Consider the following 23,683-nt stretch of genomic DNA (forward strand, 5'->3'; position numbering starts at 1 on the left):
CGCTCGGCCTGCGCCGACGCCCGCCGGCTGGGGATGCCGGGCCCGGAGCGGCGGGCCGCGGCGCTGGCGGAGCGCGCGACGCGGGCGGCCCGGGCGGCCGACCCGCTGACCGTGCGGGAGCGGGAGGTCGCCGAGCTGGTCACCGCGGCGCTGACCAACCGGCAGATCGCCGAGCGGCTGGTGCTCTCCGAGCGCACCGTGGAGAGCCACGTGCGGAACATCCTGGCCAAGCTGGGCCTGGCCAACCGCACGGAACTCGCCACGGCGACGGTCACCGGCCGGCGGCCCGCTGTGGAGCGCTGACGCGGGCGGCGCGGCAGTCGTCGCAGGCGGCCATCCACACGTGGTGGCGCAGGCAGACGACGGGACGGGGGCGGATCTGGTCGGGGTGGTGCGGGGACGTCACCCCGAACTCAACAGCGGACGGGCTCGTCGGATGCCCGGGAACGGAGTGGCGCGGCGCACCCTCCAGCACACTGGGCGGCGTGCCCGAGGAGCCGGAGCCGCTGCCGCCCGTCGTCTGGGTGATGGCCGAGCACCAGGGGACGGGCCTGTGGGATCGGGACCACGAGCGGTACGGGGACGTCGACCCCGACGACCTCGGCCTGTCGCCCGGCCTCACCGCCCGGCTCGACGACTGGGTCCGGCGGTTCGAGGAGCTCGCCGAACGGTGGGACTGGGGCACGCCACCCCGGGACCAGCGGGCGGCCGACGAGGCCGAGTGGGCGGCGTGGCGGCGGGAGGGGCTGGACGTCGCCTTCGCCGTCCAGGACGAGCTGGACGCGCTCGGCCACGACGTCGACGTGGTCTACGAGGAGGACGACGACCTGCGCCCGGTCCGGCAGCGGCGCGGTCCCTGAGCCGGGCGGCTCAGCCGGTCAGCGCGTCGACGGCGTGCAGCGCGTCCCGGATGCACGCCGGGACGCCGACCCCGCGGAACGCCGCCCCCGCGATGGCCAGCCCCGGCACCGCGCTCACCGCGGCCCGGACGGCGTCCACCCGGTCCTGGTGGCCGACCAGGTACTGCGGCAGCCCGCCGCCCCAGCGCACCAGCCGCGTCGCCACCGGCTCCGGGCGGGCGAGGCCCAGCAGGTCCGCCACGTCGGCGACCACGGCGGCGGTGAGGTCGTCGTCGGTGCGCTGCAGCTCCGACTCGTCGCGGAACCGGCCGACCGACGAGCGCACCAGCAGGGACTCCCCCGCCAGGTGCGGCCACTTGGCCGACGAGACGGTCACGCCCTTGACCAGCCGGCCGGTCACCGGCGGCACCAGCAGGCCGGATCCGGCCTCGACGTGCTGGGCGGGGAAGGCCATGGCGACCACGGCCATCGACGCGTACGGGATGCCCTGCAGGGGCTCGACCGCGCCGGGCGCGACCGACTGCAGCAGCCGCGCGGCCTTGGCCGCCGGCGCGGTCACGAGCACGGCGTCGGCGGTCAGGCGCTCGGGGGCGGCGACCGGGCCGATGGACAGCTCGAAGCCGCCCGCGGTGCGGGTCAGCGCGTGCGCGGGGGTCCGCAGCCGGACGTCGGCGCGTGCCGCCGCCACCAGGACGGCGGGCAGCGACCCGATGCCGTCGTCGAGGGTCACGAACACCGGCGCGTCGGCGTCGAAGCGGCTGCGCTCCCCGGCGTCCCGCGCGGCGGCCGCCGCGCCCAGCACCGAACGGGCCCGCGGCAGGTGGGCGGCCAGCGCGGGCATCGTGGCGACCAGCGAGAGCTCGTCGGCCCGCCCGGCGTAGACGCCACCGAGCAGCGGCTCGACCAGCCGGTCGACCACCTCGTCGCCGAGCCGCTCCCGCAGCAGCGCGCCGACGGCGACGTCACCCGCCGGCGTCAGCGGCGGCAGATCGGCCTCGGCGGCGACCCGCGCCACGCCGTCCGGCGTCAGGATGCCGTCGAGGCCGTCCGCGGAGGCGGGCACCCCGAGCACGGTGCCGGCAGGCAGCCGGTGCCGGCCGTCGGGCAGGACGACGGCGGCCTGGGTCGTCGCCGGCCGGACCAGCCGGTCGGCCAGCCCCAGCCGCTCGACCAGCTGCACCGCCTCGGGCACCCGCGCCAGCACGGCCTCGGGCCCGGTGTCGTACCAGTGCCCGGCCAGCCGGACCCGGTCCAGCTTCCCGCCGATCCGGTCGCCCGCCTCCAGGACCACGATCTCGTCGTCCGGCCGCCGGCGCCGCCACTCGAAGGCGGCCGCCAGCCCGGTGATCCCGGCGCCGACGACGACCAGACGGGTCACGGAACGGTGGTCAGCTCGTGGACCAGCTCGACGACGTGGGTCAGCACGCCCGGGTCGGTGTCCGGCAGGACGCCGTGGCCCAGGTTGAACACGTGCCCGCGGGCGGCCCGGCCCTGCTCGACCACCCGGCGGACCTCCCGGTCGACGGTGTCCCGGTCAGCCAGGAGGACGGCGGGGTCGAGGTTGCCCTGCAGGGACCGCTGCGGGCCCACCCGGCGGGCCGCCTCGTCCAGCGGCACCCGCCAGTCGACGCCCACGACGTCGGCGCCGGCGTCCCCGATCAGCGCGAGCAGCTCACCGGTACCGACGCCGAAGTGGATGCGCGGGACGTCGCGGTCGCCGAGCCCGTCGAACACCGCGCGGGAGTGCGGCAGCACCCGCTGCGCGTAGTCGGCCGCCGACAGCACGCCCGCCCAGGAGTCGAACAGCTGCACCGCCGAGGCGCCGGCGTCGACCTGCGCCCGCAGGAAGGTCGCCGCCGAGACGGCCAGCCGGTCCAGCAGCCGGGTCCAGGCCGCGGGCTCGGCGTACATGAAGGCCTTGGTGCGGGCGTGCTCCTTGGAGGGCCCGCCCTCGATCAGGTAGGTGGCGAGGGTGAACGGCGCGCCCGCGAACCCGATGAGCGGGATGGGGCCGAGCTCGGCGACCAGCCGGCGCACCGCCGTCTGCAGGAAGTCCAGCCGCTCCGGCTCGAGGTCGGGCAGCGCGTCGACGTCGGCGACCGTGCGCACGGGGTCGGCCACGACCGGGCCGACGCCGGGCTTGATCTCGATGTCCACGCCGGCGACGACCAGCGGCAGCACGATGTCGGAGAAGAGGATCGCGGCGTCCACCCCGTGCCGGCGCACCGGCTGCAGGGTGATCTCGGTGACCAGGTCGGGGTCCTGGCAGGCCTCCAGCATCCGGGTGCCGGCCCGCAGCGCCCGGTACTCCGGCAGCGAGCGGCCGGCCTGGCGCATGAACCACACGGGCGTCCGGCTCACCGGCAGGCCCCGGGTGGCCCGGACGAGGTCCGAGTCGGCAGGGGATGGACCCGGGGTCGGCACGGGTTCGGGAACGGCGGTCACGACCGTCGATCCTCCCAGAACGGTGCGGCGCGTCGGCCGCGCGGGGCGGCGTCGCGACCTACCCTGCGAACGTGGAGCCTTCCAGCCTGGCCGGAGCCGGGCACGGCACCGGCGACCGGACCGGGGACGAACCCCCGGAGGAGTTCCGTGCTGGGCTGGCGGCGCTGGCGAGCGTGACGACGCGCCCCGAGATCGTCCTCGAGTCCATCCCCGCCCCGCAGCGGCTCGCGCCGTTCGCGTACGCGGTCGGCGCGCTGGTCACCGAGCCGGAGGGCGACGAGGAGGTCGAGGTCGCCAGCGGGCGGTTCATCGTCCTGCACGACCCGGCCGGCCACGAGGCCTGGGCGGGGACCACGCGTTGCGTCGGGTACCTCTCGGCGACCACCGACGAGCACATGGTGGACGACGCGATGTTCTCGGAGGTCGCGTGGAGCTGGCTCACCGACGCGCTCGACGAGGCCGGCGCAACCCACCACGCGGTCGGCGGCACGGTCACCCGCACCGCCTCGACGCGGTTCGGCGAGCTGGCCGGGCCCGAGCACTCGGTCGACGTGGAGATCCGCGCGTCGTGGACGGCGGAGGACAGCCACCTCGACAGGCACCTGAACGCGTGGCTGGAGGTGCTGGGCACCGCGGCCGGTCTGCCGCCCCCCGGCGTCCGGCTGCTGGGTCCCTCCGGCCCGTCGGGTGGCGGGACTCTCTAACATCGATGTCCCGGGGGTCGCGACACCCCCGCGCCGGCGCCCTCTCCCCGGCCTTCCGCGGTCCCGTGCCGCGAGGCTGTGCGCTGCCGGCGTCGTACTGCTGACGAGACGGGCGAGAAGGTGGACCTGCCCTGAGCACCGACCCCCTCCCGACGCCGGACGACGAGCCGGCCGCCCCTCCGGCGGTGCCGCTGCTCGCCCCCCGCGACGGCCTGCCCCCGGTCATCGAGACCTCCACCGCCCTGGTCGAGTACGCCGCCGCCCTGCGGTCCGGCACCGGACCGGTCGCGGTGGACGCCGAACGCGCCTCCGGCTACCGGTACGGCCAGCGCGCCTACCTGGTGCAGCTGCGCCGCAACGGGTCGGGAACGGGGCTGCTGGACCCGATCCCGCTCCCCGATCTCTCGGTGGTCCAGGAGGCGATCGCCGACGCCGAGTGGGTGCTGCACGCCGCCAACCAGGACCTGCCCTGCCTGGCCGAGATCGGCCTGGTGCCCACGCGCATCTTCGACACCGAGCTGGCCGCGCGGCTGGCCGGGCTGCCGCGGGTCGGGCTGGGCGCCGTCGTCGAGTCGCTGCTCGGCTACTCGCTGCAGAAGGGGCACTCCGCCGCCGACTGGAGCACCCGCCCGCTGCCCGAGGAGTGGCTGGTCTACGCCGCCCTGGACGTCGAGGTGCTGGTCGACCTGCGCGACGCGCTGGCCGCCGTCCTCGAGGAGCAGGGCAAGACCGAGTGGGCGCGGCAGGAGTTCGAGGCGATCCTCACCGCCGGGCCGCCGGCCCCCAAGCAGGACCCGTGGCGGCGCACCTCCGGCGTGCACGGCCTGCGCAACCGCCGTCAGCTCGGCATGCTCCGCTCGCTGTGGCAGGCCCGTGACGACCTCGCCCGCCGCCGCGACGTCGCCCCCGGCCGGGTGCTGCCCGATGCGGCGATGGTCTCCGCGGTGCAGGCCGACCCGCGCACGGAGGCGGCCCTGCTGGACCTGCCGGTGTTCCGCGGCCGCGCCAACCGCAAGCTGGTGGGCACCTGGTTCGGCGCGCTGACCCGCGGCCGCGAGCTGCCGGAGTCGGAGCTGCCGCTGCACAGCAAGCCGGGCGACGGCCCGCCGCCGGTGAGCCGCTGGGCCGACCGGGACCCCGCCGCCGCCACCCGGCTGCAGGTGGCCCGGGCCGGGCTCGCGGAGCTGTCGGCGAAGCACAGCGTGCCGGTGGAGAACCTGCTCTCCCCGGACCTGGTGCGCCGGCTGACCTGGGCGCCGCCCGAGTCGCGGGACAGCGCCTCGGTCGCCGCGGCGCTGCGCGCCGGCGGGGCCCGCGAGTGGCAGGTGGAGCTCACCCGGGACCTCCTGACCGACGCGGTCGCCCGCGCCTGAGCCGCGCCGCGCGTCCGCCGGCCGTGCCACGCTCCTCCTGACGGCCGACGCGGCAGCCCGCCGGCGCCGGCCCGGGCGAGGGGCGGCGGGATGGGCACCTCCGGTGAGCTGCGCGGCGGCGCGAGCCGGCCCGCCGTGGGCCGGGTCCTCGTCGCCGTCGTCGGGGCGGCCCTGGCCGCGGCTCTGCTCCTCCCCCGCCAGGGGCCGGCACTGCCGCTCTCGGCGCCGCCCGTCCCCCCGCCCGCGGAGGTCGTGCTCCTGCCGCCGCGCGGCTCCCTGGCCGGGGACGCCGCCGTCCTCGCCGGCGTCCGCCGGTTGCCGTGGACGGTGCGCGAGTCGACCGTCGGGCCCGGCATCCCCGACGCCCCGCTGGGGTCGCGCCGGGTGGTCTTCGCCGGCGACGTCCCCGGCGGGCGGTGGGCGCTCGTGGTCGGGACGTACACGCTGGTACCGGGGGTGCCCCCGCCCTCCGGGAACGGCGGCCGGCCGGACCTGGCCGCGGCCTGGTTCGCCGGACCACCGGGCGCGCCGCCGGAGCAGATGACCCTGCGCACCGTCCCGCACCGCGTCCGAGCCGACCGGCCGGTGGCCGTGGTCGATCCCCGCGCCGGCGCGCTCGTCGTCGTCGCCGCGCCGGGCGACGTCGTGCAGGTCTCGGAGCACCCCGACATCGCCGAGGACGGCAGCGCGGCGCGCACGTTCCGGACGGTGCCGACCACCGACGGCGTGGCCGTCGTGGCCCTGCCGCCCAACGACGTGCCCTCGACCTCGGCCGTCTCGTACCGGGTGCTCCGCGACGGCGCGCTGCTGGTCCGCGCCGATCCGGACCTCGCGGCGGGCCCGACCGCGATCGCGGCGCCCCCGGACGCCTGGCGCGGGGCGCCGTCGTCGGCGGGGACGCGCCTGGCGGCCGACGTCGTGGCCGAGGTCCTGACCCGCATCGGGCTGCCGCCCGCGGAGGTCGACGTCGCGCTCCCCTGGGTGGGCGCCGTACCAGGCCCCGGACGCGCCGCCGGGGTGGGCGTGGTCGTCACCGTGACCGTGCCGAGCGGAGCGGTGGTCGTGGCGGTGGAGTGGGGGCTGCCCACCACCGAGCGGGTCGAGGCGGCCAACCCCTGCGCCCTCGCCATCGAGCCGGCGGGCGTGCCGCTGGACCGGCGCGTCCTCGCGGCGTCGTGCGCGGTCGTGGAGGTCGGTGCCCCCACGGCGCGGAGCACCCTGGTCGTGGTCGCTCCGCCGACGGTGACGACCGTCCGCGCGCACAGCGCCCGCGGCTCCTTCCTCGCCGAGCACCCCGCCGTCGACGGCGTCGTGGTCGCGCCCTTCCCCCGAGGCACGGCCACCGTCGAGGCCGTCACGGCCGGCGGGGTCAGCCTCGGCCGGGTTCCGCTGCTCGGGCGGACGGCCGCCTTCGGCAGGTGAACGGCGCGACATCACCCGGTCGGAGCACGCGTCGGCTTGGACCTCTCGTTACCGGCGGGTAACTTGGCGGGCGCCGCGCCCCACCGGGCCGGCTCCGAACTCTCGCGGAGGTCCTGTGTCATCTGAAGAGCGGCGGCCACGGTCGTTGCGTGAGGTCGTCTTCGTCGACGGCGTGCGCACCCCCTTCGGCAAGGCCGGGCCGACGGGCATCTACGCCGAGACGCGCGCCGACGACCTCGTCGTGCGCTGCATCCGCGAGCTGCTGCGGCGCAACCCGTCGCTGCCGGCCGACCGGATCGACGAGGTGGCCATCGCCGCCACCACCCAGATCGGCGACCAGGGGCTGACCATCGGCCGCACCGCGGCGCTGCTGGCCGGGCTCCCGACGACCGTGCCGGGCTACGCCATCGACCGCATGTGCGCGGGTGCGATGACCGCGGTGACCACGACCGCGTCCGGCATCGCCTTCGGCGCCTACGACGTCGCCATCGCGGGCGGGGTCGAGCACATGGGCCGCCACCCGATGGGCGAGGGTGCCGACCCCAATCCGCGGTTCTTCAGCGAGAAGCTGGTCGACGGCTCGGCGCTGGTCATGGGCTCGACCGCGGAGAACCTGCACGACCGCTTCCCGCACCTGACCCGGGAGCGCGCCGACGCCTTCGCGCTGGCCAGCCAGCAGCGGTACGCCAAGGCGGTCGCCAACGGGCAGATCGGCCCCGAGCTGGTCCCCGTGGCCACCCGCTCGGCCGAGCACGGGTGGGGCCTGGCGACCGTGGACGAGCCGCCGCGGCCGACCACCACGCTCGAGGGCCTCGGCACCCTGAAGACGCCGTTCCGCCCGCACGGCCACGTCACCGCCGGCAACGCCGCGGGCCTCAACGACGGCGCCACCGGCTGCCTGCTCGCCGCCGAGGACGTCGCCCGGGAGCTCGGCCTGACCATCGGCATGCGGCTGGTCGGCTACGGGTTCGCCGGCGTCGAGCCCGAGGTCATGGGCGTGGGCCCGGTGCCGTCGACGGAGAAGGCGCTGGCCCGCACCGGCCTCTCGATCGGGGACATCGGCCTGTTCGAGCTCAACGAGGCCTTCGCCGTCCAGGTGCTGGCGTTCCTCGACCACTTCGGCATCGCCGACGACGACGAGCGGGTCAACCCGTGGGGCGGCGCGATCGCCGTCGGCCACCCGCTGGCCTCTTCCGGCGTGCGGCTGATGACCCAGCTGTCCCGCCAGTTCGCCGAGCGGCCCGACGTCCGCTACGGCCTGACCGCCATGTGCATCGGACTGGGCATGGGCGGCACCGTGATCTGGGAGAACCCGAACTGGGAGGGTGTCGAGAAGTGACCGCCGTCTTCGAGAACGAGGTCGTGACTCGGGCGTTGGTCCGGTTCCTGGCCCTGCCCGGCCTGGCCGGCGAGCTGGCCCTCGTCACCCTGGACAGCGGGCAGGACCACACCCGCCCGTCCACCTTCGGCCCGGGCGGGCTCGCGTCGCTGGATGCCGCGCTCGACGAGATCGCGGCGCACTCCCCCGCGCCGGCGGCGATCGCCGTCACCGGCAAGCCGTTCGTCTTCGCCGTCGGCGCCGACCTCTCGGGCGTGCCCTCGGTGAGCGACGCCGCGGCCGCCCGGGCGATCGCCGCGACCGGCCACCGGGTGTTCCGCCGGCTCAAGGACTCGCCGATCCCCACGTTCGCCTTCGTCAACGGCGTCGCGCTGGGCGGCGGGCTGGAGCTGGCGCTGCACTGCCGGTACCGGACGATCGCCACCACCGCGGCGGTCGCCTTCCCCGAGGTCTTCCTCGGCCTGGTGCCCGGCTGGGGCGGCACGCAGCTGCTGCCGAACCTGATCGGCATCGACCCGGCGGTCACGGTCGTCGTCGAGAACGCCCTGGCGCAGAACGCGATGACGCCGGCGCCGAAGGCCGCCCGGCTCGGCATCGCCGACGCGGTGTTCGAGCCGGCCGACTTCCTCGAGCGCTCGCTGGAGTGGGCCGCCGGGGTGCTCAGCGGCGCCGTGACCGTGTCCCGCCCCGACGTCGACCGCTCGGCGTGGGACGACGCCATCGCCCGGGCCCGCGCGATCGTGGCCGGCCGCACCCGCGACGCCTCGCCGGGCGCACTGCGCGCGGTGCAGCTGCTGGACCTCGCGCGCCACGGCGTGGACGGCGAGGCCTTCCCCGCCGGCACCGCCGCGGAGGACGACGCCCTGACCGACCTGCTGATGAGCGACCAGCTGCGGGCCTCGCTGTACGCCTTCGACCTGGTCAACAAGCGGGCCAGGCGGCCGGCCGGCGCGCCGGACAAGGCGCTGGCGCGGAAGGTCACCAAGGTCGGCGTCGTCGGTGCGGGACTCATGGCCGCCCAGCTGGCGCTGCTGCTCGTGCGGCGGCTGGAGGTGCCCGTCGTCCTCACCGACGTCGACCAGGCGCGCGTGGACAAGGGCGTCGGCTCCGTGCACGCGGAGCTGGCGAAGCTGGCCGCCCGGGGCCGGCTCTCGCCCGATGCCCTCAACCGGCTCACCGGCCTGGTGACCGGCTCGCTGTCCAAGGACGCCTTCGCCGACGCCGACCTCGTCATCGAGGCCGTCTTCGAGGAGCTCTCGGTGAAGCAGCAGGTGTTCGCCGAGGTCGAGGCCGTGGTGTCCGAGACGTGCGTGCTGGCCACCAACACCTCGGCGCTGTCGGTGACCGAGATGGCGTCCAAGCTCGAGCACCCGGAGCGGGTCGTCGGCCTGCACTTCTTCAACCCGGTGGCGGTCCTGCCGCTGCTGGAGGTGGTGCGCGCCGAGCAGACCGACGACGCCACGCTGGCCACCGCGTTCGCCGTCGGCAAGGCCCTGGGGAAGAGCTGCGTGCTGGTCGCCGACGCCCCCGCGTTCGTCGTCAACCGGCTGCTCACGCGCTTCCTCGGCGAGATCACCGCCGCCGTCGAGCAGGGCACCCCGGTGGCCGTCGCCGACCGCGCGCTCGACCCGCTCGGCCTGCCCATGACGCCGTTCGAGCTGCTGACGCTGGTCGGCCCGCCGGTGGCGCTGCACGTCGCCGAGCGGATGCACGAGGCCTTCCCCGACCGGTTCGCCGTCGGCGAGGCGCTGCGGCGGATGGTCGAGCTCGGGAAGTCGTCGGTGTACTCCGAGCCCGGTGTCGTCGACCCCGAGCTCGCGGGCCTCGACGCCGGCGACGCGCCGCTGACCGAGGAGCAGGTGCGCGCGCGGGCGGTCGAGGCGCTGGCGCAGGAGATCCGGCTGATGCTGGACGAGGGCGTCGTGCAGGCCGTGCAGGACATCGACCTGTGCATGCTGCTGGGCGCCGGGTGGCCGTTCTGGCTGGGCGGCATCTCCGCCCACCTCGACCGCACCGGCGTCTCGGAGGCGGTCACCGGCCGGCGCTTCCTCTCGCGCGGCGTCGCCTCCCTCCCCGCCTGATCCCGTCGGTTTCCGCGGAAACCGCCACGAACATCCCGTCGGTTTCCGCGGAAACCGACGCCGGATCCGGACTTTCCGCGCCGTAAGTCCGGGGCTGATCCGGACTTTCCGCGCGGAGAGTCCGGACAGACGGCGAGAGCGCCGTCCCTCCTCGCGGAGGGGCGGCGCTCTGTCGCGCGTCGGCCGGGCCGGGCGGGACTACCGCTGGGCGCCGTCCACCGGGGCGGCGACGACGGGCTCCGCCCGCTCGGTCAGGACCGCGGTCCACTCGGCGATCCGGCGGGCGACGTCCTGCTCGGTCAGGCCGACGTCGGCCAGCACCTGACCCCGGCTGCCGTGCTCGAGGAACTCCTGCGGCAGCCCCAGCGCCCGCAGTGGCACGTCGCAGCCGCGGTCCTGCAGCGCCTGGGTGAGCGTCGTCCCGACGCCGCCGGCGCGGCCGCCGTCCTCGACGGTGACGACCAGCCGGTGCTCGGCGGCCAGCTCGACCAGCTCGGCGGAGACCGGCAGCACCCAGCGCGGGTCGGCGACGGTCACCTCGATGCCGTGGTCGGCGGCGCGCTCGGCGGCGGCCAGGCACAGCGGCACCATCGAGCCGACGGCGACCAGCAGCACCTCCGGCCGCGTCCCGCGGCGCAGGACGTCGACCGGCCCGCGCCGTTCCAGCGCCGGGATGTCGACCGGCGGCGCGCCCTTCGGGAAGCGGACGACGGTGGGGCCGTCGATGACCGCGACCGCCTCGCGCAGCGCCTCCCGCAACGTCGGCTCGTCGCGCGGCGCGGCCAGCCGCAGGCCGGGGACGACCGACAGGATCGACATGTCCCACATGCCGTTGTGCGAGGCGCCGTCGGTGCCGGTGACCCCGGCCCGGTCGAGGACGACGGTCACCGGCTGGCGGTGCAGCGCGACGTCCATGAGCAGCTGGTCGAACGCCCGGTTGAGGAAGGTCGAGTAGACCGCGACCACCGGGTGCAGACCGCCCATCGCCAGGCCCGCGGCCGAGGTGAGGGCGTGCTGCTCGGCGATGCCGACGTCGAAGGTGCGGTCGGGGAAGCGCTCGGCGAAGGCCGCCAGGCCGGTGGGGTGCAGCATCGCGGCGGTGATCGCGACGACGTCGGACCGCTCGGCGCCGATCCGGACCAGCTCGTCGGAGAAGGCCGCCGTCCAGTCCCGTGCGGTGGCGGCGCAGGCCCCGCTGTCGGGGTCGAAGACGCCGGTGGCGTGCCAGGCGTCGATCTGGTCGGTCTCGGCCGGCGGGTAGCCGAAGCCCTTCGTGGTGACCGCGTGCACGATCACCGGGCCGCCGAAGGAGCGGGCCCGGCGCAGCGCCGACTCCATCACCTCGATGTCGTGCCCGTCGACCGGGCCGACGTACTTGAGGCCGAGGTCCTCGAACATGCCCTGCGGCGAGAGGACGTCCTTGAGGCCCTTCTTGATCGCGTGCAGGGCGTCGTAGAGGGCCGAGCCCAGCACCGGCGCGCGGTGCAGCGCCTGGCGCACCTGGAGCAGCGCCTGCTCGTACCCCGGCCGCAGCCGGAGGGTGGCCAGCGCGTCGGCGACGCCGCCGATGGTCGGCGAGTAGGAGCGCCCGTTGTCGTTGACGACGATGACGACCGGGCGGTCCTGGGCGGCGGCGATGTTGTTCAGCGCCTCCCAGGCCATCCCGCCGGTGAGCGCGCCGTCACCGATGACGGCGACGACCGGCCGCTTCTCCCCGCGGACGGCGAGCGCCTTGGCCAGCCCGTCGGCGTAGGACAGCGAGGTGGAGGCGTGGCTGTTCTCGACCCAGTCGTGCTCGCTCTCGGTCCGGCTCGGGTAACCGGAGAGCCCGCCGCGCTGGCGCAGCCGCTCGAAACCCTCCACCCGGCCGGTGAGCATCTTGTGCACGTAGCTCTGGTGGCCGGTGTCGAAGACGATCGGCTCGCGCGGGGACTCGAAGACGCGGTGCAGGGCGATGGTCAGCTCGACCGCGCCGAGGTTGGGGCCGAGGTGGCCGCCGGTGCGCGCGACGCTGGTGACGAGTGCGTCGCGGATCTCGGCGGCCAGCACGGGGAGCTGCTCGGGAGCCAGCGCACGGAGGTCGGCGGGGGTACGGAGCGATCGCAGGAGCGACACGGGGCGGTGGTGTCCTCTCTGTCGGCGGCAGGTGCACGGCTCGGCAACGGCCGCCGACCAACTGTAGCCGCGTTCACGGACGTCTTCCGTTCGAGCACCGAGGGTGGATGCAGGCTCACAACGCCCTCGGTCGCTCCCGCGGGGCGCTCCGCTCCTCGCCGCGGTGCTCACGCCCCTGTCCGCTCACAGGTCCCGTGGTTCGCTCCCGCGGGGCGCTCCGCTCCTCGCTCGTTCCTCGCTGCGGTGCTCACGCCCCTGCCCGCTCACAACCGGGGCACCCAGCGCTCCCCGCGCAGCGCCCCGGCGACCACCTCCACGCCCCGGGCGGCGGCGGCCAGCCGGGTGCCCTCCCGCTCGTACGCGGTCATCGCGGCGGCCATGGCGTCGGCCGGCAGGTCGTCGCCGAGCTCCACCCGCACCGTGCGCCAGCCGGCCCGCGCCGCCTCGAGCCCCGCGGCCACGTGGTCACGGGCGAAGCGGGCCAGCAGCACCGGATAGCGGCGGAGCACCTCGTGGGCGCGGTAGTCCGGCGGGACCAGGTCGAACAGCCAGGCGACGGCGGACTGCTCCCAGTCCGGCGCCCCAGGCGGCCGGACGGCGTCCGGCCAGCCCGGCGGCAGGGTCCCGTCCACCGCACCAGTGTGCCATCAGTCGAACAGACGTTCGACGGACGCGCCCGCTGTCGAGCTGGATCGGCGTCAGGCCGAGGTGGGGCGCTTCAGCCAGAACTGCTCGAAGCCCCAGGTGCCGGCGCCGCTGGAGTGGTAGTTGACCAGCTCCCAGCCCTCGCTGCCCAACCGGTTGAGCACCGAGCTGGTGTCCCCCTGCTGGCGCTCGAGCTGACCGCCGGGGAGCTTCACGCTCACCCCCGCGCGCTGCGACTCCGCGTCGTTGGCCGTGATGACCGAGGCGTACTCCCAGGTGGTCACGGGAGCACGGTAACCGGTCGGGGACGGCGACCCTCGTCAGGCAGGGATTCTCCGGCTCCCCGGGTCCGGCGCCGACCCCGTCAACCGGCGACCAGCTCCATCACGACGTCGGCTCGGTAGCAGTCCACCCCGAGGTGCCCGTCCGAGCACTCGACCACACGCGGGGGGTTCACGGCTCCCATGTGTTCGGCGAACGGCGTCAGCTGGCTCACCGGCGGGGTCCACGGGTCCGACGGGGACACCACCGCGACCAGCGGCACGCCGCCCAGCTGATCGGCCGGCAGGGCGAGCGGATCCCGCGCGGCGATCTCCCCCGCGCTCAGCGCCCCCGCGATCCGGTCGGTGAACCGAGGATCCGCGGCCACCGCACGCAGGTTCGTCACCGCGGTGATCCCCACCCACCCCAGCAGGTCGGGCACCGACCCGTCGGCCACCATGTTCAACCCGGCCACCCCGCCCATCGACATGGACACCAGCACCACTCCGCTGACCGGGTACACCTCTCGCAGCCGGTCGAGGAGGGACAGGTGGTCAGCCTGCGACGCGGAGGAACCCCAGGCGTCCCCGCCCGCATCCGAGGCCGCCACCACCCAGCCGGCATCGATCAGCGTCTGGGTGAACCGTTGTGCCGACTCCTCGACGGGGACCCGCCGGTCGTGCCCGGCACCGTGCAGCATCAGCGCCACGGGCCGCGGCCCGCTGACGGGGCGGGTGCTCGTGACGGTCAGGACCCGCCGGCCGCTGATCGTGTCCTCGCCGATGGAGGCGTGCTCGAGCCTGGCCAGCGGTGGCTGGCCCGCGGAGACAGGAGCGGGTGCGGCCGCCGCAGCGACCCCCGGACCCGGGCGCACCTCGCCGGACCCGGTGCCAGCGGCGACGGCCGCCTCGCGGACCCCGACGACCACCAGGACGGCGAGAAGCGCGGAGACGGCGGCCCACGCACGCGTGCCGGGTCGTCGCATGTCCCCCATGATGACCGACTGGAACTGCCCGGTCACGTATTGCGACCTCCGGCGCGGACGCGTTGCCCGAGCGTGCGCTCCCGACGTCGCGCGTCAGCGACGCCGGAGCGCAGGCCGCGCAGCCCACCGCGCGGGGAGCCGTTCGGTCCGGCTCGCCGTCACCGTGCCCCACACCCGGAGGCCTCGACGGTCACCTCGACGTCCGGCAAGCGGGTCAGCTGCTCGCGGACCACCGCGGCCTGCAGCCGGGGCTGCTCAGGCCCCGTCACGCGGTCATCGGAGAGCCCGGTCCGCGCCGCGCGACGAACACGAGGTTCTGCGTGACGATGTTGCCGCGCAGGACCCCGGTCTCGGCGGCCAGGCCGAGCTTGAAGAAGCCGCTGTAGAACGTCCAGACGAGCCGGCGCAGCGCGCTGACCACCCCGTGCGGCGCGGGCGCCGACGGGTAGACGTCGACGCCCGCGAACCCGGCGACGGCCATGAGTTGGCGGACGCTGCGTGCGGTGAACCAGGACTCGTGAGTGAAGTCGCCGTGCCGGTAGTTGCCGCCGAACGGGCTCACCGCGTTCGGCACCCGGCCGACCAGCACGCCACCGTCACGCAGCGCCGCCCGGACCTGTGGCAGCAGGACCAGCAGTTCCTCCCGGGTCAGGTGCTCGAAGAAGTCGGTCGCCGTGATGGCCAGGAACTGTCCCGGGGACGCCGACAGCACCTCCAGCACGTCCCCCTGCTCCACACCGTCGATGCCGGACTGCCGGGCGATGGCGACCTGCTCAGGGCTGACGTCGATGCCCCGGGCCCGGGTGTATCCCGCGGCCCGCATGGCCGCCACGAGCGCACCCTGGCCGCACCCGAGGTCGACGACCGGGCCCCTGCGGTCGTCGGGGAGCCGCCGCACCACTTCCTGGAGGGCCGTCGGGGACGTCCTCCCGGCCGTGCCCGCGTGCGTCGTGGCATATGACTCGTACAGGGCATCCCGACTGCTCTGCCTTCTGTCCATGCCTGTCTCCTCGCGACGGCCGGTGGCAGCGTAGACGCGTCGGTACCGGTACGGCAGGACCTCCGGCCGCAGCCGTCGGCAGCGCTGCCGCGCGCCCGGGACGGCGACCCGCCCACCAGGTGATCGCCGGCAGCCGGCCCGCCCAGACCGGCAGGGAGCCCCCTCGTGCACGGCCACCAGCCGGCCTGAGCCAGGAGGACGGCGACAGGCGGCCCGGCGGCGCCGTCCCCGGCAGCCGGCGCCCGGCCTCCCCTACGGCCGGACCGGGTCCCCGAGCAGCAGCGCCACGCACTCCACGTGCGCGGTCATGGGGAAGGCGTCGAAGGCACGGATCCCCGCCAGCCGGTAGCCGGCCGCGCCGAAGACGGCGACGTCGCGGGCCAGCGACGCCGGGTCGCAGGCCACGTAGACCACCGCGCGGGGGGTCGCTGCGGCGAGCACCCGGCTCACCTCCTGCCCGGCGCCCGCCCGCGGCGGGTCCAGGACGACGACGTCCGGCCCGGCGCCGAGCTCGTCCAGCAGCCCGGCCAGCCCCTCGGCGTCCACCTCGCCCTGCCAGACCTCGGCCTGCGGCAGCTCGGCGAGGTTGGCCTCGGCGGCGGCACAGGCGGCCGGGTCGGCCTCCACGCAGACCACACGCCCGTCCGGCCCGGCCAGCGGCGCGAGCGCCCCGCCGAACAGGCCCGCGCCGGCGTAGAGGTCGAGCACCGTCTCCCCCGGCCGCACGTCGGCGAACGTCTCGACGGCGGCGACCAGCGCGTCGGCGGCCTCGGGGTGGACCTGCCAGAAGCCGGTGCCCTCGACCTCCCAGTCGCGGCCGGCGGCGGACCGCGACGTGCGGCCGGCCGGCTCGGCGGGGACGTCCTCGCCCGGGCGGAGCACACGCGTCGACTGCGGCCGGCCCTGCCGGTCCAGCCGGGTCGTGGTCACCGTGCCGGTGGTGTCGACGGCGACGTCCACCGCCCCCGCACCCGGCCAGCGCCGTCCCAGGACCGCGCGGGCGGCCGGCTCGGCGGTGATCGGGCAGTCGTCGAGCAGCTGCAGGTCGTGCGACCGGTGCCGGCGCAGCCCCGGCGCCCCGGAGCGGTCGACAGCGAACCGCGCCCGCGACCGCCAGCGCAGCGGACCGCCGGGCAGGGCCTCGACGGTCACCTCGACGTCCGGCAGGTGGGCCAGGCGGGCCAGCTGCTCGCGGACCACCGCCGCCTTCAGCCGGCGCTGCTCGGCCGGGTCGGCGTGCTGCCAGTCGCACCCGCCGCAGCGGCCCGGCCCGCTGTACGGGCAGGGCGGTTCCACCCGCTCCGGCGAGGCCGCCAGCACGTCGATCGCGTCGGCGCGGCAGAAGCCCGGGTGCCGGTCCTCGGTCACCCGGACCACCACCCGCTCGCCGGGCAGGGCGTGCCGCACGAAGACGACCCGCCCCTCGTGCCGGGCCACGCAGTGCCCACCGTGGGCGACCGGCCCGATGGCGACCTCGAACTCGCGTCCGGTCCACCCGCCGCCGCGATCCGGCCGTGCCCCGCGGTCCCGGCCCCGCTGCCGGGGCCGGCCGCGAGCCTGCGAGCGGCGGGGGGCAGCGGGGTCCTCATCCATACGGGGTCACCTCGGCGTCGTCGGTCAGCCCGCGCCGCAGGTCGCCGGGCGCCGGACCGCCGCCGTTGTCCTCGTCCCGCCCGACCGAGCTCTCCAGCTGCCACGGCACCGTGGTGATCATGACGCCGGGCTGGAACTGCAGCCGGGCCCGCAGCCGCAGGGCGCTCTGGTTGTGCAGCACGTTCTCCCACCAGTGGCCCACCACGTACTGCGGCACGAAGACGACGACCAGCTCGCGCGGGCTGTCCCGCCGGATGCCCTTGACGAAGTCGAGGACCGGCCGGGTGATCTCCCGGTACGGGGACTCCAGGACGGTCAGCGGCACCGGGATGTCGTACTTCTCCCACTGGCCCTGCAGCGCCCGCGTCTCGGCGTCGTCGACGTTGACGGTCAGCGCGGTCAACTGGTCGGGGCGCGTCGCCCGGGCGAAGGCCAGCGCCCGCAGCGTGGGCTTGTGCACCTTCGACACCAGGACGATCGCGTGCACCTTGCTGGGCAGCATCCGCGAGTCGGTGTCGGGGATCAGCTGCTCGGAGACGTGCGAGTAGTGCCGGTTGATCGCCTTCATCAGCAGGAACAGCACCGGCATCACCAGCAGGACCAGCCAGGCGCCGCGGGTGAACTTGGTGACGACGATGATCACCAGGACGACGGTGGTCAGCGTGCCGCCGACGGCGTTGATCGCCTGCGAGCGGCGGATCCGGCTGCGCACCGCCGGGTCGGGCCGGCCGCGCAGCTCCCGGTTCCAGTGCCGCACCATGCCCCACTGGCCGATCGAGAAGCTGGTGAAGACGCCGACGATGTACATCTGGATCAGCCGGTTGACGTCGGCCCCGAAGGCGATGATGAGCAGCGCGGCGAACCCGGCGAGCAGCAGGATGCCGTTGCTGTAGACCAGCTTGTCGCCGCGGGTGTGCAGCTGGCGCGGCATGAACCGGTCCTGTGCCAGCACCGAGCCCAGCAGCGGGAAGCCGTTGAACGCGGTGTTGGCGGCCAGCACGAGCACGAGCGCGGTGGCCGCCTGGATGTAGAAGAAGCCGGGCGAGGTGTCCCCGCCGAAGGTCGCCGCGGCCACCTGGGCGATGACCGTCCGCTGCGGTTCGGTCTCGCAGTTCGCGAAGCCCTCGAGGTCGCACGGGTGCTCGACGTACTTGACCTCCGCGGCCAGGGCGAGCGCGGTGACGCCCGCGAACATGACCGCGGCGATGCCGCCCATGAGGGCCAGCGTGGTGGCGGCGTTCCGGCTCTTCGGCGGCTTGAACGCCGGGACGCCGTTGGCGATCGCCTCGACCCCGGTCAGCGCCGTGCAGCCGGAGGCGAAGGCCCGCAGCGCGAAGAACAGCAGCGCGAGGCCGGTCAGCTGCTCGTAACCGGGCTCCGGTGAGATCGAGAAGCCGGCGGTCTCGGCGACGACCGGCGAGTCGGTGAACAGGTCCCGCACGAGGCCCGTGGCCACCATCACCAGGATCCCGGTGATGAACAGGTACGTGGGGGCGGCGAACGTGCGGCCGGACTCCCGCAGTCCCCGCAGGTTGGCCGCGGCCAGCACGGCCACCAGCCCGACGGCGATGAGCACCCGGTGCTCGTTCAGCGTGGGGAACGCGGAGATGATGTTGTCCGTGCCGGCCGCGACCGACACCGCCACGGTCATCACGTAGTCCACGAGCAGGGCGCTGGCCACGGTCAGCCCGGCGAACTGGCCGTGGTTCTTGAACGCGACCTCGTAGTCGCCCCCACCGGACGGGTAGGCCTTCACGACCTGCCGGTAGGACAGCACCACCGTGGTCAGGAGCAGCACGACCGCGATGGCCAGCCACGGGGCCAGGTACAGGAAGGCCGTCCCGGCGAGGGTCAGCACGATGAGGATCTCCTGCGTGGCGTAGGCCACCGAGGAGAGCGGGTCGCTGGCGAAGATCGGCAGGGCGAGGCGCTTGGGCAGCAGCGACTCGCCGGCGCGGTCGCTGCGGACGGGCCGGCCGACGACCAGCCGTTTCGGGAGTTGTCCGAGGTCGGACAGGCTGGGCACGGCGGCGATGGTACGGACGCCGGGAGCCTGCGCGCCGCCTCCGCGAGGGTGAGTTCCGGCGCTCCGGACGTCGGCGGGCGACGTCCCCGGGTGTAGCTTCGCGGCCGGACAGCGCGGGGCGGACGGCGCCCGGCGCACCACGGATCTGCGATCGGGAGCCCTCAGTGCACGTGGTCGTGATGGGCTGCGGCCGCGTCGGATCGGCGATCGCCCGCCGGCTCGAGGAGATCGGCCACAGCGTCGCGGTGATCGACCAGGACCCCGAGGCCTTCCGCCGGCTCGGGCCCGACTTCGCCGGCCGCCAGGTGACCGGTCTGGGCTTCGACCGGCAGACGCTGCTCGACGCGGGCGTCGACTCCGCCGGGGCGTTCGCCGCGGTCAGCAGCGGCGACAACTCCAACATCATCAGCGCGCGGGTGGCCCGCGAGACCTTCGGCGTCCAGCACGTCGTGGCCCGGATCTACGACTCCAAGCGCGCCGAGGTCTACGAGCGCATGGGCATCCCCAGCGTGGCCACCGTCCCCTGGACGGTGAACCGGCTGCTGCGCGAGCTGCTGTCGGTCAAGGTCAGCGAGCTGTGGCGGGAGCCCACCGGCCAGGTGCTGCTCATGCGCGTGACGGTCACGGAGGGCTGGGTAGGCAAGAAGCTCTCGGCGCTGGAGGCCGCCTCCGGCGCGCGGGCGGCCTGGCTGGTGCGCTTCGGCGACGCCCAGCTGCCCACCCCGGCCACCGTGCTGCAGGACGGCGACCAGCTCGTCGTCGCCGCCACCGACGCGGTCACCCAGCGCGTGCACGAGGTCGTCGAGCGAGGCCCCGAGGGAGGGGATCACTGATGCGCGTGGCCATCGTGGGCGCCGGCGCTGTCGGCCGGTCGATCGCCGGCGAGCTGCTCAACAACGGGCACACGGTGATGCTCATCGAGAAGGACGCCCGCAAGGTGCGCACCCGGGCCGTTCCCGGCGCCGAGTGGGTGCAGGCCGACGCCTGCGAGGTCTCCTCGCTGGAGGAGGCGCAGCTGGCCACCTGCGACGTCGTGGTGGCCGCCACCGGTGACGACAAGGCCAACCTCGTGGTGTCCCTGCTGGCCAAGACCGAGTTCGCGGTCAACCGGGTGGTCGCCCGCGTGAAGGACCCGCGCAACGAGTGGCTCTACACCGAGGCCTGGGGCGTCGACGTCGCCGTCTCGACCCCGCGGGTGATCGCCGCGCTCGTCGAGGAGGCGGTGACCGTCGGCGACGTCGTCCGGCTGATGAGCTTCCGCAAGGGCGCGGCCAACCTGGTCGAGATCACCCTCGCCGAGGACACGCCCTGGGTGGGCCGGCCGTTGCGCGACGTACCCCTGCCCCGGGAGACGGTGCTCACCGCGCTGCTGCGCGGCGACCGGGTGATCAACCCCAGCCCGGACGAGCCGCTGGAGGCCGGCGACGAGCTGCTGTTCATCACGCACGCCGACGTCGAGGAGCAGCTGCAGGAGGTCCTCTCCCCCGCCCACGCCGGCTGAACGAGGCCTCAGGCGGCCGGGCGCTGCTCTTCCGGGCCGGCGTCCGCCGGCTCGGAGCGGTGCCGGTGCAGCCGCGCCACCACCCAGAGCGTCACGACGACCTCCACCGCGGTCACCGGCAGGCCCAGCACCAGGGACGCGGTGCCGAGCAGCTCCACCTCGTCGGCCCGGTACAGCACGAACTGGACGACGGCGCGCATCAGGAACGTCGCGCCCCACAGCAGGGTCAGCCAGGAGTAGGCGCGCACCATCCGACGGTCCTCGCGCCAGTGCCGCTCCGGCTGGGGGTCGGCCGGTCGCTCGCCGGTCTCCGGGTCCGGCGGCTGTCGGTGGTGCAGGGTCGCGCTGACCCGGTCCAGCTTCTTCCGCAGCCCCGGCAGCTTGTGCGAGGCCATCGCCCCCAGGTGGCTGGGCGCCAGGAACTCGGCCAGGACGCCGACCAGTGGCCAGCGCACGGCGATCGAGCCGATCAGCACGACGCCGAGCGCGACGTTGCGGACCAGGCCGGGGACGAAGAAGTCGCGGGCCTGGCCGGACGCGGCGGCGATCCCGACCGCGATCGCCACCCCGAACAGGCCGCTGACGGCCTGCTGGACGCTCTCCCGGCGCACGAGGCGCAGCGCGAAGACGAGGACGGCGGCGCCGATCGCCGCCCAGATGCCGGCGCGCAGCCCGCCGAGGGAGTTGGCCACGATGAACGCCACCGTGGGCAGCGACGCGTCGAGCATGCCCCGCCAGCCGCCGAGCTGCTCGAGCACCAGGTGCCGGTCGAACGTCACGGTGGCCGGCTCGCCGCCCGGCGGTCCACCGGCCGGGTGAGGGCCGGTCTCCGCCGGCCCGGGGCGGCCCTCCCCCTCGGGCACAGGTGTCACCCGGCGCTCAGCTCGTACCGGGGGTTGTAGATGACCTGCCGGCCGTCGAAGGAGGCGAACCGGCCGTGGGCGCTGAGCGTGCGCCCGGGCTCGATGCCGGGGATCCGGCGCCGGCCCAGCCACACCAGCGTCACCGACCCGGAGCCGTCGAAGAGCTCGGCCTCCAGGGTGGGCACCGTCTCGCGCGGGGTGTAGACGACCGACTTCAGCCGGCCGGTGACCGTGACGACCGCCCCCTTGCGGCAGGCGCTGACCGGCTCGCAGCCGGCGATCGCCGCGCCCTCGCGCAACTGCTCGGCATCGATGGTCTGGTCGTCGGCGGTCAGGCGCTGCAGGGTCCGCGCCAGCCAGCCGCCCGAACGGGTATCGGTCACGGTGCAAGCGTAGATCTGCCCCGCGGGCGCGCGGCGCGCTCCCGCAGCCAGTCGCGCACCAGCGCCCACGGCGCCCCGGCCGGGTCGATCAGGACCATGTGGTCGCCGTCCACCAGGCGCACGTCGACCCGCTCCCCCACCGCAGCCGCGGCGGCCGCGTAGCGGGCGCTCTGCTCCGGTGGGACGGACTCGTCGGACCGGCCGTGCACGCAGAGCAGGTCGGCGCCGGCGGGCACCAGCCGGACCGGGTCGGCCGCGGCGTACCGCTCGGGGGCCTCGTCCGGCTCCGCGCCCAGGAGGCCCTGCACCGCGCCGTTGCCCATCCGCTGGGCGGCGGCCAGGGTCAGGTCGAGGACGCCGGCCTGCAGCACCGCGGCGGCGATCCGCACCCGCGGGCGCGCGCCCGGCGCCCCCTCCGGCAGGCGCCCGCGACCGGCCACCCAGGCGGCGAGGTGCCCGCCCGCGGAGTGGCCCACGACGGCGACGTCGGCGAGGTCCAGCTGGCCGGCTGCGTCTCCCCCCTCCCGCGCGAGGTCGGGCAGCACGTCGACGGCGGCCGCGACGTCCTCGAGCGTGGCCGGCCACCCGCCCCCGGCGCCGACCCGCCGGTACTCGACGGCGACGGCGGCGAACCCGGCCGCGGCTAGGTCGGCGGCGAGGGGCCGGGCCAGCTCGATGCCGTGGGCGGCCCGCCAGAAGCCGCCGTGCAGCAGCACGACGACGGGTGCCGGGCCCCCGCCGTCGGGCAGGGTCAGCTCGACGAACTGGTCGGGGTGCGGGCCGTAGGAGGTCCTCACGCGCCGGGTGCGGGCTGGGTGCCGCCGGCAGCCGGTGTCCCGCCCCCGGGCGGGGCCTGCCGGCGGGCCGCCTGCTGGGCCGCGAGCTGCTGGCGGGCCGCCTGCTGGGCGGCCACCTGCGCCGCCGCCTGTGGGGGCAGGGTCAGGGGCAGTTGCTCGCGCACGGGCATCGGCTCGGCCCCGCGGACGACGACGATCCGCCGGAACGCCTCCTCCAGCTCGGGCGCGGCCTCCGGGTCGGCCGCCGCCGGGCCGCTGAGCATCCCGCGGAGGAACCAGCGGGGGCCGTCGACCCCGAGGAAGCGGGCCGCCCGGCGGACCGGCTGGGGCGCGGGCTGACCGGCCTGCGCCGGCGGCGTGGTGAGGACCGTTCCGGCCAGCTCCGTCCCGAACGGCCCCTCGACCTCCGTGAGCGACCCGCCCTGACCCGAGGCGCTGCGGGCGAGCTCGGCCCGCACCTCGTCCCAGATGCCGGCCGCCCGCGGCGCGGCGAACGCCGACACCTGCAGCAGCGACTCGCCCACCCGCAGGGTCGCCCCGATCACCTTCTGCTGGGCGTTCACGTCGACCCGCAGCTCCATGCCCGCGACCGCGGGGAGCCGCAGCGAGCCCAGGTCGACGCGGGCGACCCCGTCGTCGGGCGCGTCGGCCGCGTCCCAGGGGCCCGCGGTCTCCTCGACCTCGCGGACGCGGTGCTGCGGCTCGGGCGGCACCCCGCGTTCGCGGAGGCTGCGGTCGATCCGGTTGCGTCGCCGTCCGAACGGCATGTCAGCTGCGTCCCTTCGCGTGTGCGCTCGCGTGGCCGCCGGTCGAGCCGTGCCCGCCGCTGCCGCGCGTGCTCTCGGGCAGCTCCTCGACCGGCACGAACCGGGCCCGCACCACCGGCTGCACGACCAGCTGGGCGACGCGGTCGCCGCGGCGGAGCGTGAGCGGGGTCGTGGGGTCCAGGTTCACCAGGTTGACCTTGATCTCGCCGCGGTAGCCGGCGTCGATGGTGCCCGGCGCGTTCACCAGGCTCAGTCCCAGCCGGTGCGCCAGCCCGGACCGCGGGTGCACGAAGCCGGCGTAGCCCTCCGGTATGGCCACGGCCACCCCGGTGCCCACGAGCGCCCGCTGGAGCGGCGCGAGCTCGACGTCCTCGGCGAGGGTGAGGTCGGCGCCGGCGTCGCCGGGCAGGGCGTAGGCGGGGACGGCGCCGCCCGGGGCGGACAGCCGGACCGGCACGTCCACCTCGGGGGCGCCGGACCCGGGGACGGTCGCGTCGGGGTCGGGCACGTCGGCGACCCTAGT

At 75.7% G+C, this 23,683-nt stretch carries 23 protein-coding genes; 9 read left to right on the plus strand and 14 right to left on the minus strand.

The window, feature by feature from the left end; genetic code table 11:
* Positions 1–303, plus strand: a 303-nt coding sequence (locus MY520_RS11515; RefSeq protein WP_436692235.1) for a response regulator transcription factor, incomplete at its 5' end; no start/stop codon positions are given.
* Between the two features lie 182 nt (positions 304–485).
* The gene (locus tag MY520_RS11520; protein WP_436692236.1) at positions 486–860 is read left to right on the plus strand and encodes a hypothetical protein; all 375 of its coding nucleotides are present in this window, start codon (positions 486–488) and stop codon (positions 858–860) included.
* 10 nt (positions 861–870) lie between these two features.
* On the opposite strand, the gene hemG is transcribed toward MY520_RS11520, so the two are convergent.
* Positions 871–2,238, minus strand: coding sequence for a protoporphyrinogen oxidase (gene hemG / locus MY520_RS11525; RefSeq protein WP_436692237.1), 1,368 nt, complete (start codon positions 2,236–2,238; stop codon positions 871–873).
* Positions 2,235–3,305 carry a uroporphyrinogen decarboxylase gene (gene hemE / locus MY520_RS11530; RefSeq protein WP_436692238.1) on the minus strand — a complete coding sequence of 357 codons (1,071 nt, stop codon included), beginning with the start codon at positions 3,303–3,305 and terminating at the stop codon, positions 2,235–2,237. Before hemE ends, hemG begins: the two co-directional genes overlap by 4 nt.
* Positions 3,306–3,376: 71 nt before the next feature.
* Here hemE and MY520_RS11535 point away from each other — a divergent pair, with 71 nt between their 5' ends.
* The 5 genes from MY520_RS11535 (at position 3,377) to MY520_RS11555 (ending at position 10,224) form a co-directional block, all read left to right on the plus strand.
* Entirely contained in the window at positions 3,377–4,009 is a 633-nt protein-coding gene (locus tag MY520_RS11535; RefSeq protein WP_436692239.1) for a DUF3000 domain-containing protein, read from the plus strand.
* A 185-nt stretch (positions 4,010–4,194) separates the two neighbouring features.
* Positions 4,195–5,382 (plus strand): HRDC domain-containing protein, encoded by a 1,188-nt coding sequence (locus MY520_RS11540; protein WP_436692240.1) that lies wholly within the window; start codon positions 4,195–4,197, stop codon positions 5,380–5,382.
* Between the two features lie 90 nt (positions 5,383–5,472).
* Entirely contained in the window at positions 5,473–6,804 is a 1,332-nt protein-coding gene (locus MY520_RS11545; protein ID WP_436692241.1) for a hypothetical protein, read from the plus strand.
* 115 nt (positions 6,805–6,919) lie between these two features.
* Complete coding sequence (locus MY520_RS11550) at positions 6,920–8,143, plus strand: thiolase family protein (protein WP_436692242.1); 1,224 nt, start codon at positions 6,920–6,922, stop codon at positions 8,141–8,143.
* Positions 8,140–10,224, plus strand: coding sequence for a 3-hydroxyacyl-CoA dehydrogenase NAD-binding domain-containing protein (locus tag MY520_RS11555; RefSeq protein WP_436692243.1), 2,085 nt, complete (start codon positions 8,140–8,142; stop codon positions 10,222–10,224). The genes MY520_RS11550 and MY520_RS11555 overlap by 4 nt, the downstream gene beginning before the upstream one ends.
* Positions 10,225–10,422: 198 nt before the next feature.
* On the opposite strand, the gene dxs is transcribed toward MY520_RS11555, so the two are convergent.
* The 7 genes from dxs to MY520_RS11590 all read right to left on the minus strand — a co-directional run bounded on the left by dxs (position 10,423) and on the right by MY520_RS11590 (position 18,849).
* Positions 10,423–12,339, minus strand: a complete 1,917-nt coding sequence (gene dxs / locus MY520_RS11560) for a 1-deoxy-D-xylulose-5-phosphate synthase (RefSeq protein WP_436692244.1) — start codon at positions 12,337–12,339, stop codon at positions 10,423–10,425.
* 263 nt (positions 12,340–12,602) lie between these two features.
* On the minus strand, positions 12,603–12,971 hold the full coding sequence (locus MY520_RS11565) for a hypothetical protein (protein WP_436692245.1): 369 nt from the start codon (positions 12,969–12,971) through the stop codon (positions 12,603–12,605).
* A gap of 66 nt (positions 12,972–13,037) precedes the next feature.
* On the minus strand, positions 13,038–13,268 hold the full coding sequence (locus MY520_RS11570) for a DUF4177 domain-containing protein (RefSeq protein WP_436692246.1): 231 nt from the start codon (positions 13,266–13,268) through the stop codon (positions 13,038–13,040).
* Positions 13,269–13,348: 80 nt separating this feature from the next.
* Complete coding sequence (locus MY520_RS11575) at positions 13,349–14,266, minus strand: alpha/beta hydrolase family protein (protein WP_436692247.1); 918 nt, start codon at positions 14,264–14,266, stop codon at positions 13,349–13,351.
* Positions 14,267–14,495: 229 nt separating this feature from the next.
* Positions 14,496–15,230: a class I SAM-dependent DNA methyltransferase gene (locus MY520_RS11580; RefSeq protein WP_436692248.1), complete on the minus strand. Its 735-nt coding sequence runs from the start codon at positions 15,228–15,230 to the stop codon at positions 14,496–14,498.
* A gap of 252 nt (positions 15,231–15,482) precedes the next feature.
* Positions 15,483–16,823, minus strand: coding sequence for a class I SAM-dependent RNA methyltransferase (locus MY520_RS11585; RefSeq protein WP_436692249.1), 1,341 nt, complete (start codon positions 16,821–16,823; stop codon positions 15,483–15,485).
* On the minus strand, positions 16,816–18,849 hold the full coding sequence (locus tag MY520_RS11590) for an APC family permease (protein WP_436692250.1): 2,034 nt from the start codon (positions 18,847–18,849) through the stop codon (positions 16,816–16,818). Before MY520_RS11590 ends, MY520_RS11585 begins: the two co-directional genes overlap by 8 nt.
* 164 nt (positions 18,850–19,013) lie before the next feature.
* Between MY520_RS11590 and MY520_RS11595 the strand changes: the two genes are divergently transcribed.
* Positions 19,014–19,682: a potassium channel family protein gene (locus tag MY520_RS11595; RefSeq protein WP_436692251.1), complete on the plus strand. Its 669-nt coding sequence runs from the start codon at positions 19,014–19,016 to the stop codon at positions 19,680–19,682.
* On the plus strand, positions 19,682–20,350 hold the full coding sequence (locus tag MY520_RS11600) for a potassium channel family protein (protein ID WP_436692252.1): 669 nt from the start codon (positions 19,682–19,684) through the stop codon (positions 20,348–20,350). The genes MY520_RS11595 and MY520_RS11600 overlap by 1 nt, the downstream gene beginning before the upstream one ends.
* Before the next feature lie 8 nt (positions 20,351–20,358).
* Here MY520_RS11600 and MY520_RS11605 read toward each other — a convergent pair whose 3' ends face one another.
* The 5 genes from MY520_RS11605 to dut form a co-directional block, all read right to left on the minus strand.
* Complete coding sequence (locus MY520_RS11605; protein ID WP_436692253.1) at positions 20,359–21,129, minus strand: DUF3159 domain-containing protein; 771 nt, start codon at positions 21,127–21,129, stop codon at positions 20,359–20,361.
* 89 nt (positions 21,130–21,218) lie between these two features.
* On the minus strand, positions 21,219–21,596 hold the full coding sequence (locus MY520_RS11610; RefSeq protein ID WP_436692254.1) for an OB-fold nucleic acid binding domain-containing protein: 378 nt from the start codon (positions 21,594–21,596) through the stop codon (positions 21,219–21,221).
* Complete coding sequence (locus MY520_RS11615; protein WP_436692255.1) at positions 21,593–22,393, minus strand: alpha/beta hydrolase family protein; 801 nt, start codon at positions 22,391–22,393, stop codon at positions 21,593–21,595. Before MY520_RS11615 ends, MY520_RS11610 begins: the two co-directional genes overlap by 4 nt.
* Entirely contained in the window at positions 22,390–23,160 is a 771-nt protein-coding gene (locus tag MY520_RS11620; RefSeq protein ID WP_436692256.1) for a DUF3710 domain-containing protein, read from the minus strand. Before MY520_RS11620 ends, MY520_RS11615 begins: the two co-directional genes overlap by 4 nt.
* A 1-nt stretch (position 23,161) precedes the next feature.
* The gene (dut, locus tag MY520_RS11625) at positions 23,162–23,668 is read right to left on the minus strand and encodes a dUTP diphosphatase (RefSeq protein ID WP_436692257.1); all 507 of its coding nucleotides are present in this window, start codon (positions 23,666–23,668) and stop codon (positions 23,162–23,164) included.
* Positions 23,669–23,683: the final 15 nt, after the last annotated feature.

The organism is Geodermatophilus sp. CPCC 205506 (assembly GCF_051383635.1).
GTDB lineage: Bacteria > Actinomycetota > Actinomycetes > Mycobacteriales > Geodermatophilaceae > Geodermatophilus.

Coding starts and splice junctions, on each gene's coding strand:
- MY520_RS11545 (WP_436692241.1), top strand. CDS start 5,473: ATGGGCACCTCCGGTGAGCTGCGCGGCGGCGCGAGCCGGCCCGCCGTG.
- MY520_RS11580 (WP_436692248.1), bottom strand. CDS start 15,230: ATGGACAGAAGGCAGAGCAGTCGGGATGCCCTGTACGAGTCATATGCC.
- MY520_RS11585 (WP_436692249.1), bottom strand. CDS start 16,823: ATGGATGAGGACCCCGCTGCCCCCCGCCGCTCGCAGGCTCGCGGCCGG.
- MY520_RS11600 (WP_436692252.1), top strand. CDS start 19,682: ATGCGCGTGGCCATCGTGGGCGCCGGCGCTGTCGGCCGGTCGATCGCC.
- MY520_RS11620 (WP_436692256.1), bottom strand. CDS start 23,160: ATGCCGTTCGGACGGCGACGCAACCGGATCGACCGCAGCCTCCGCGAA.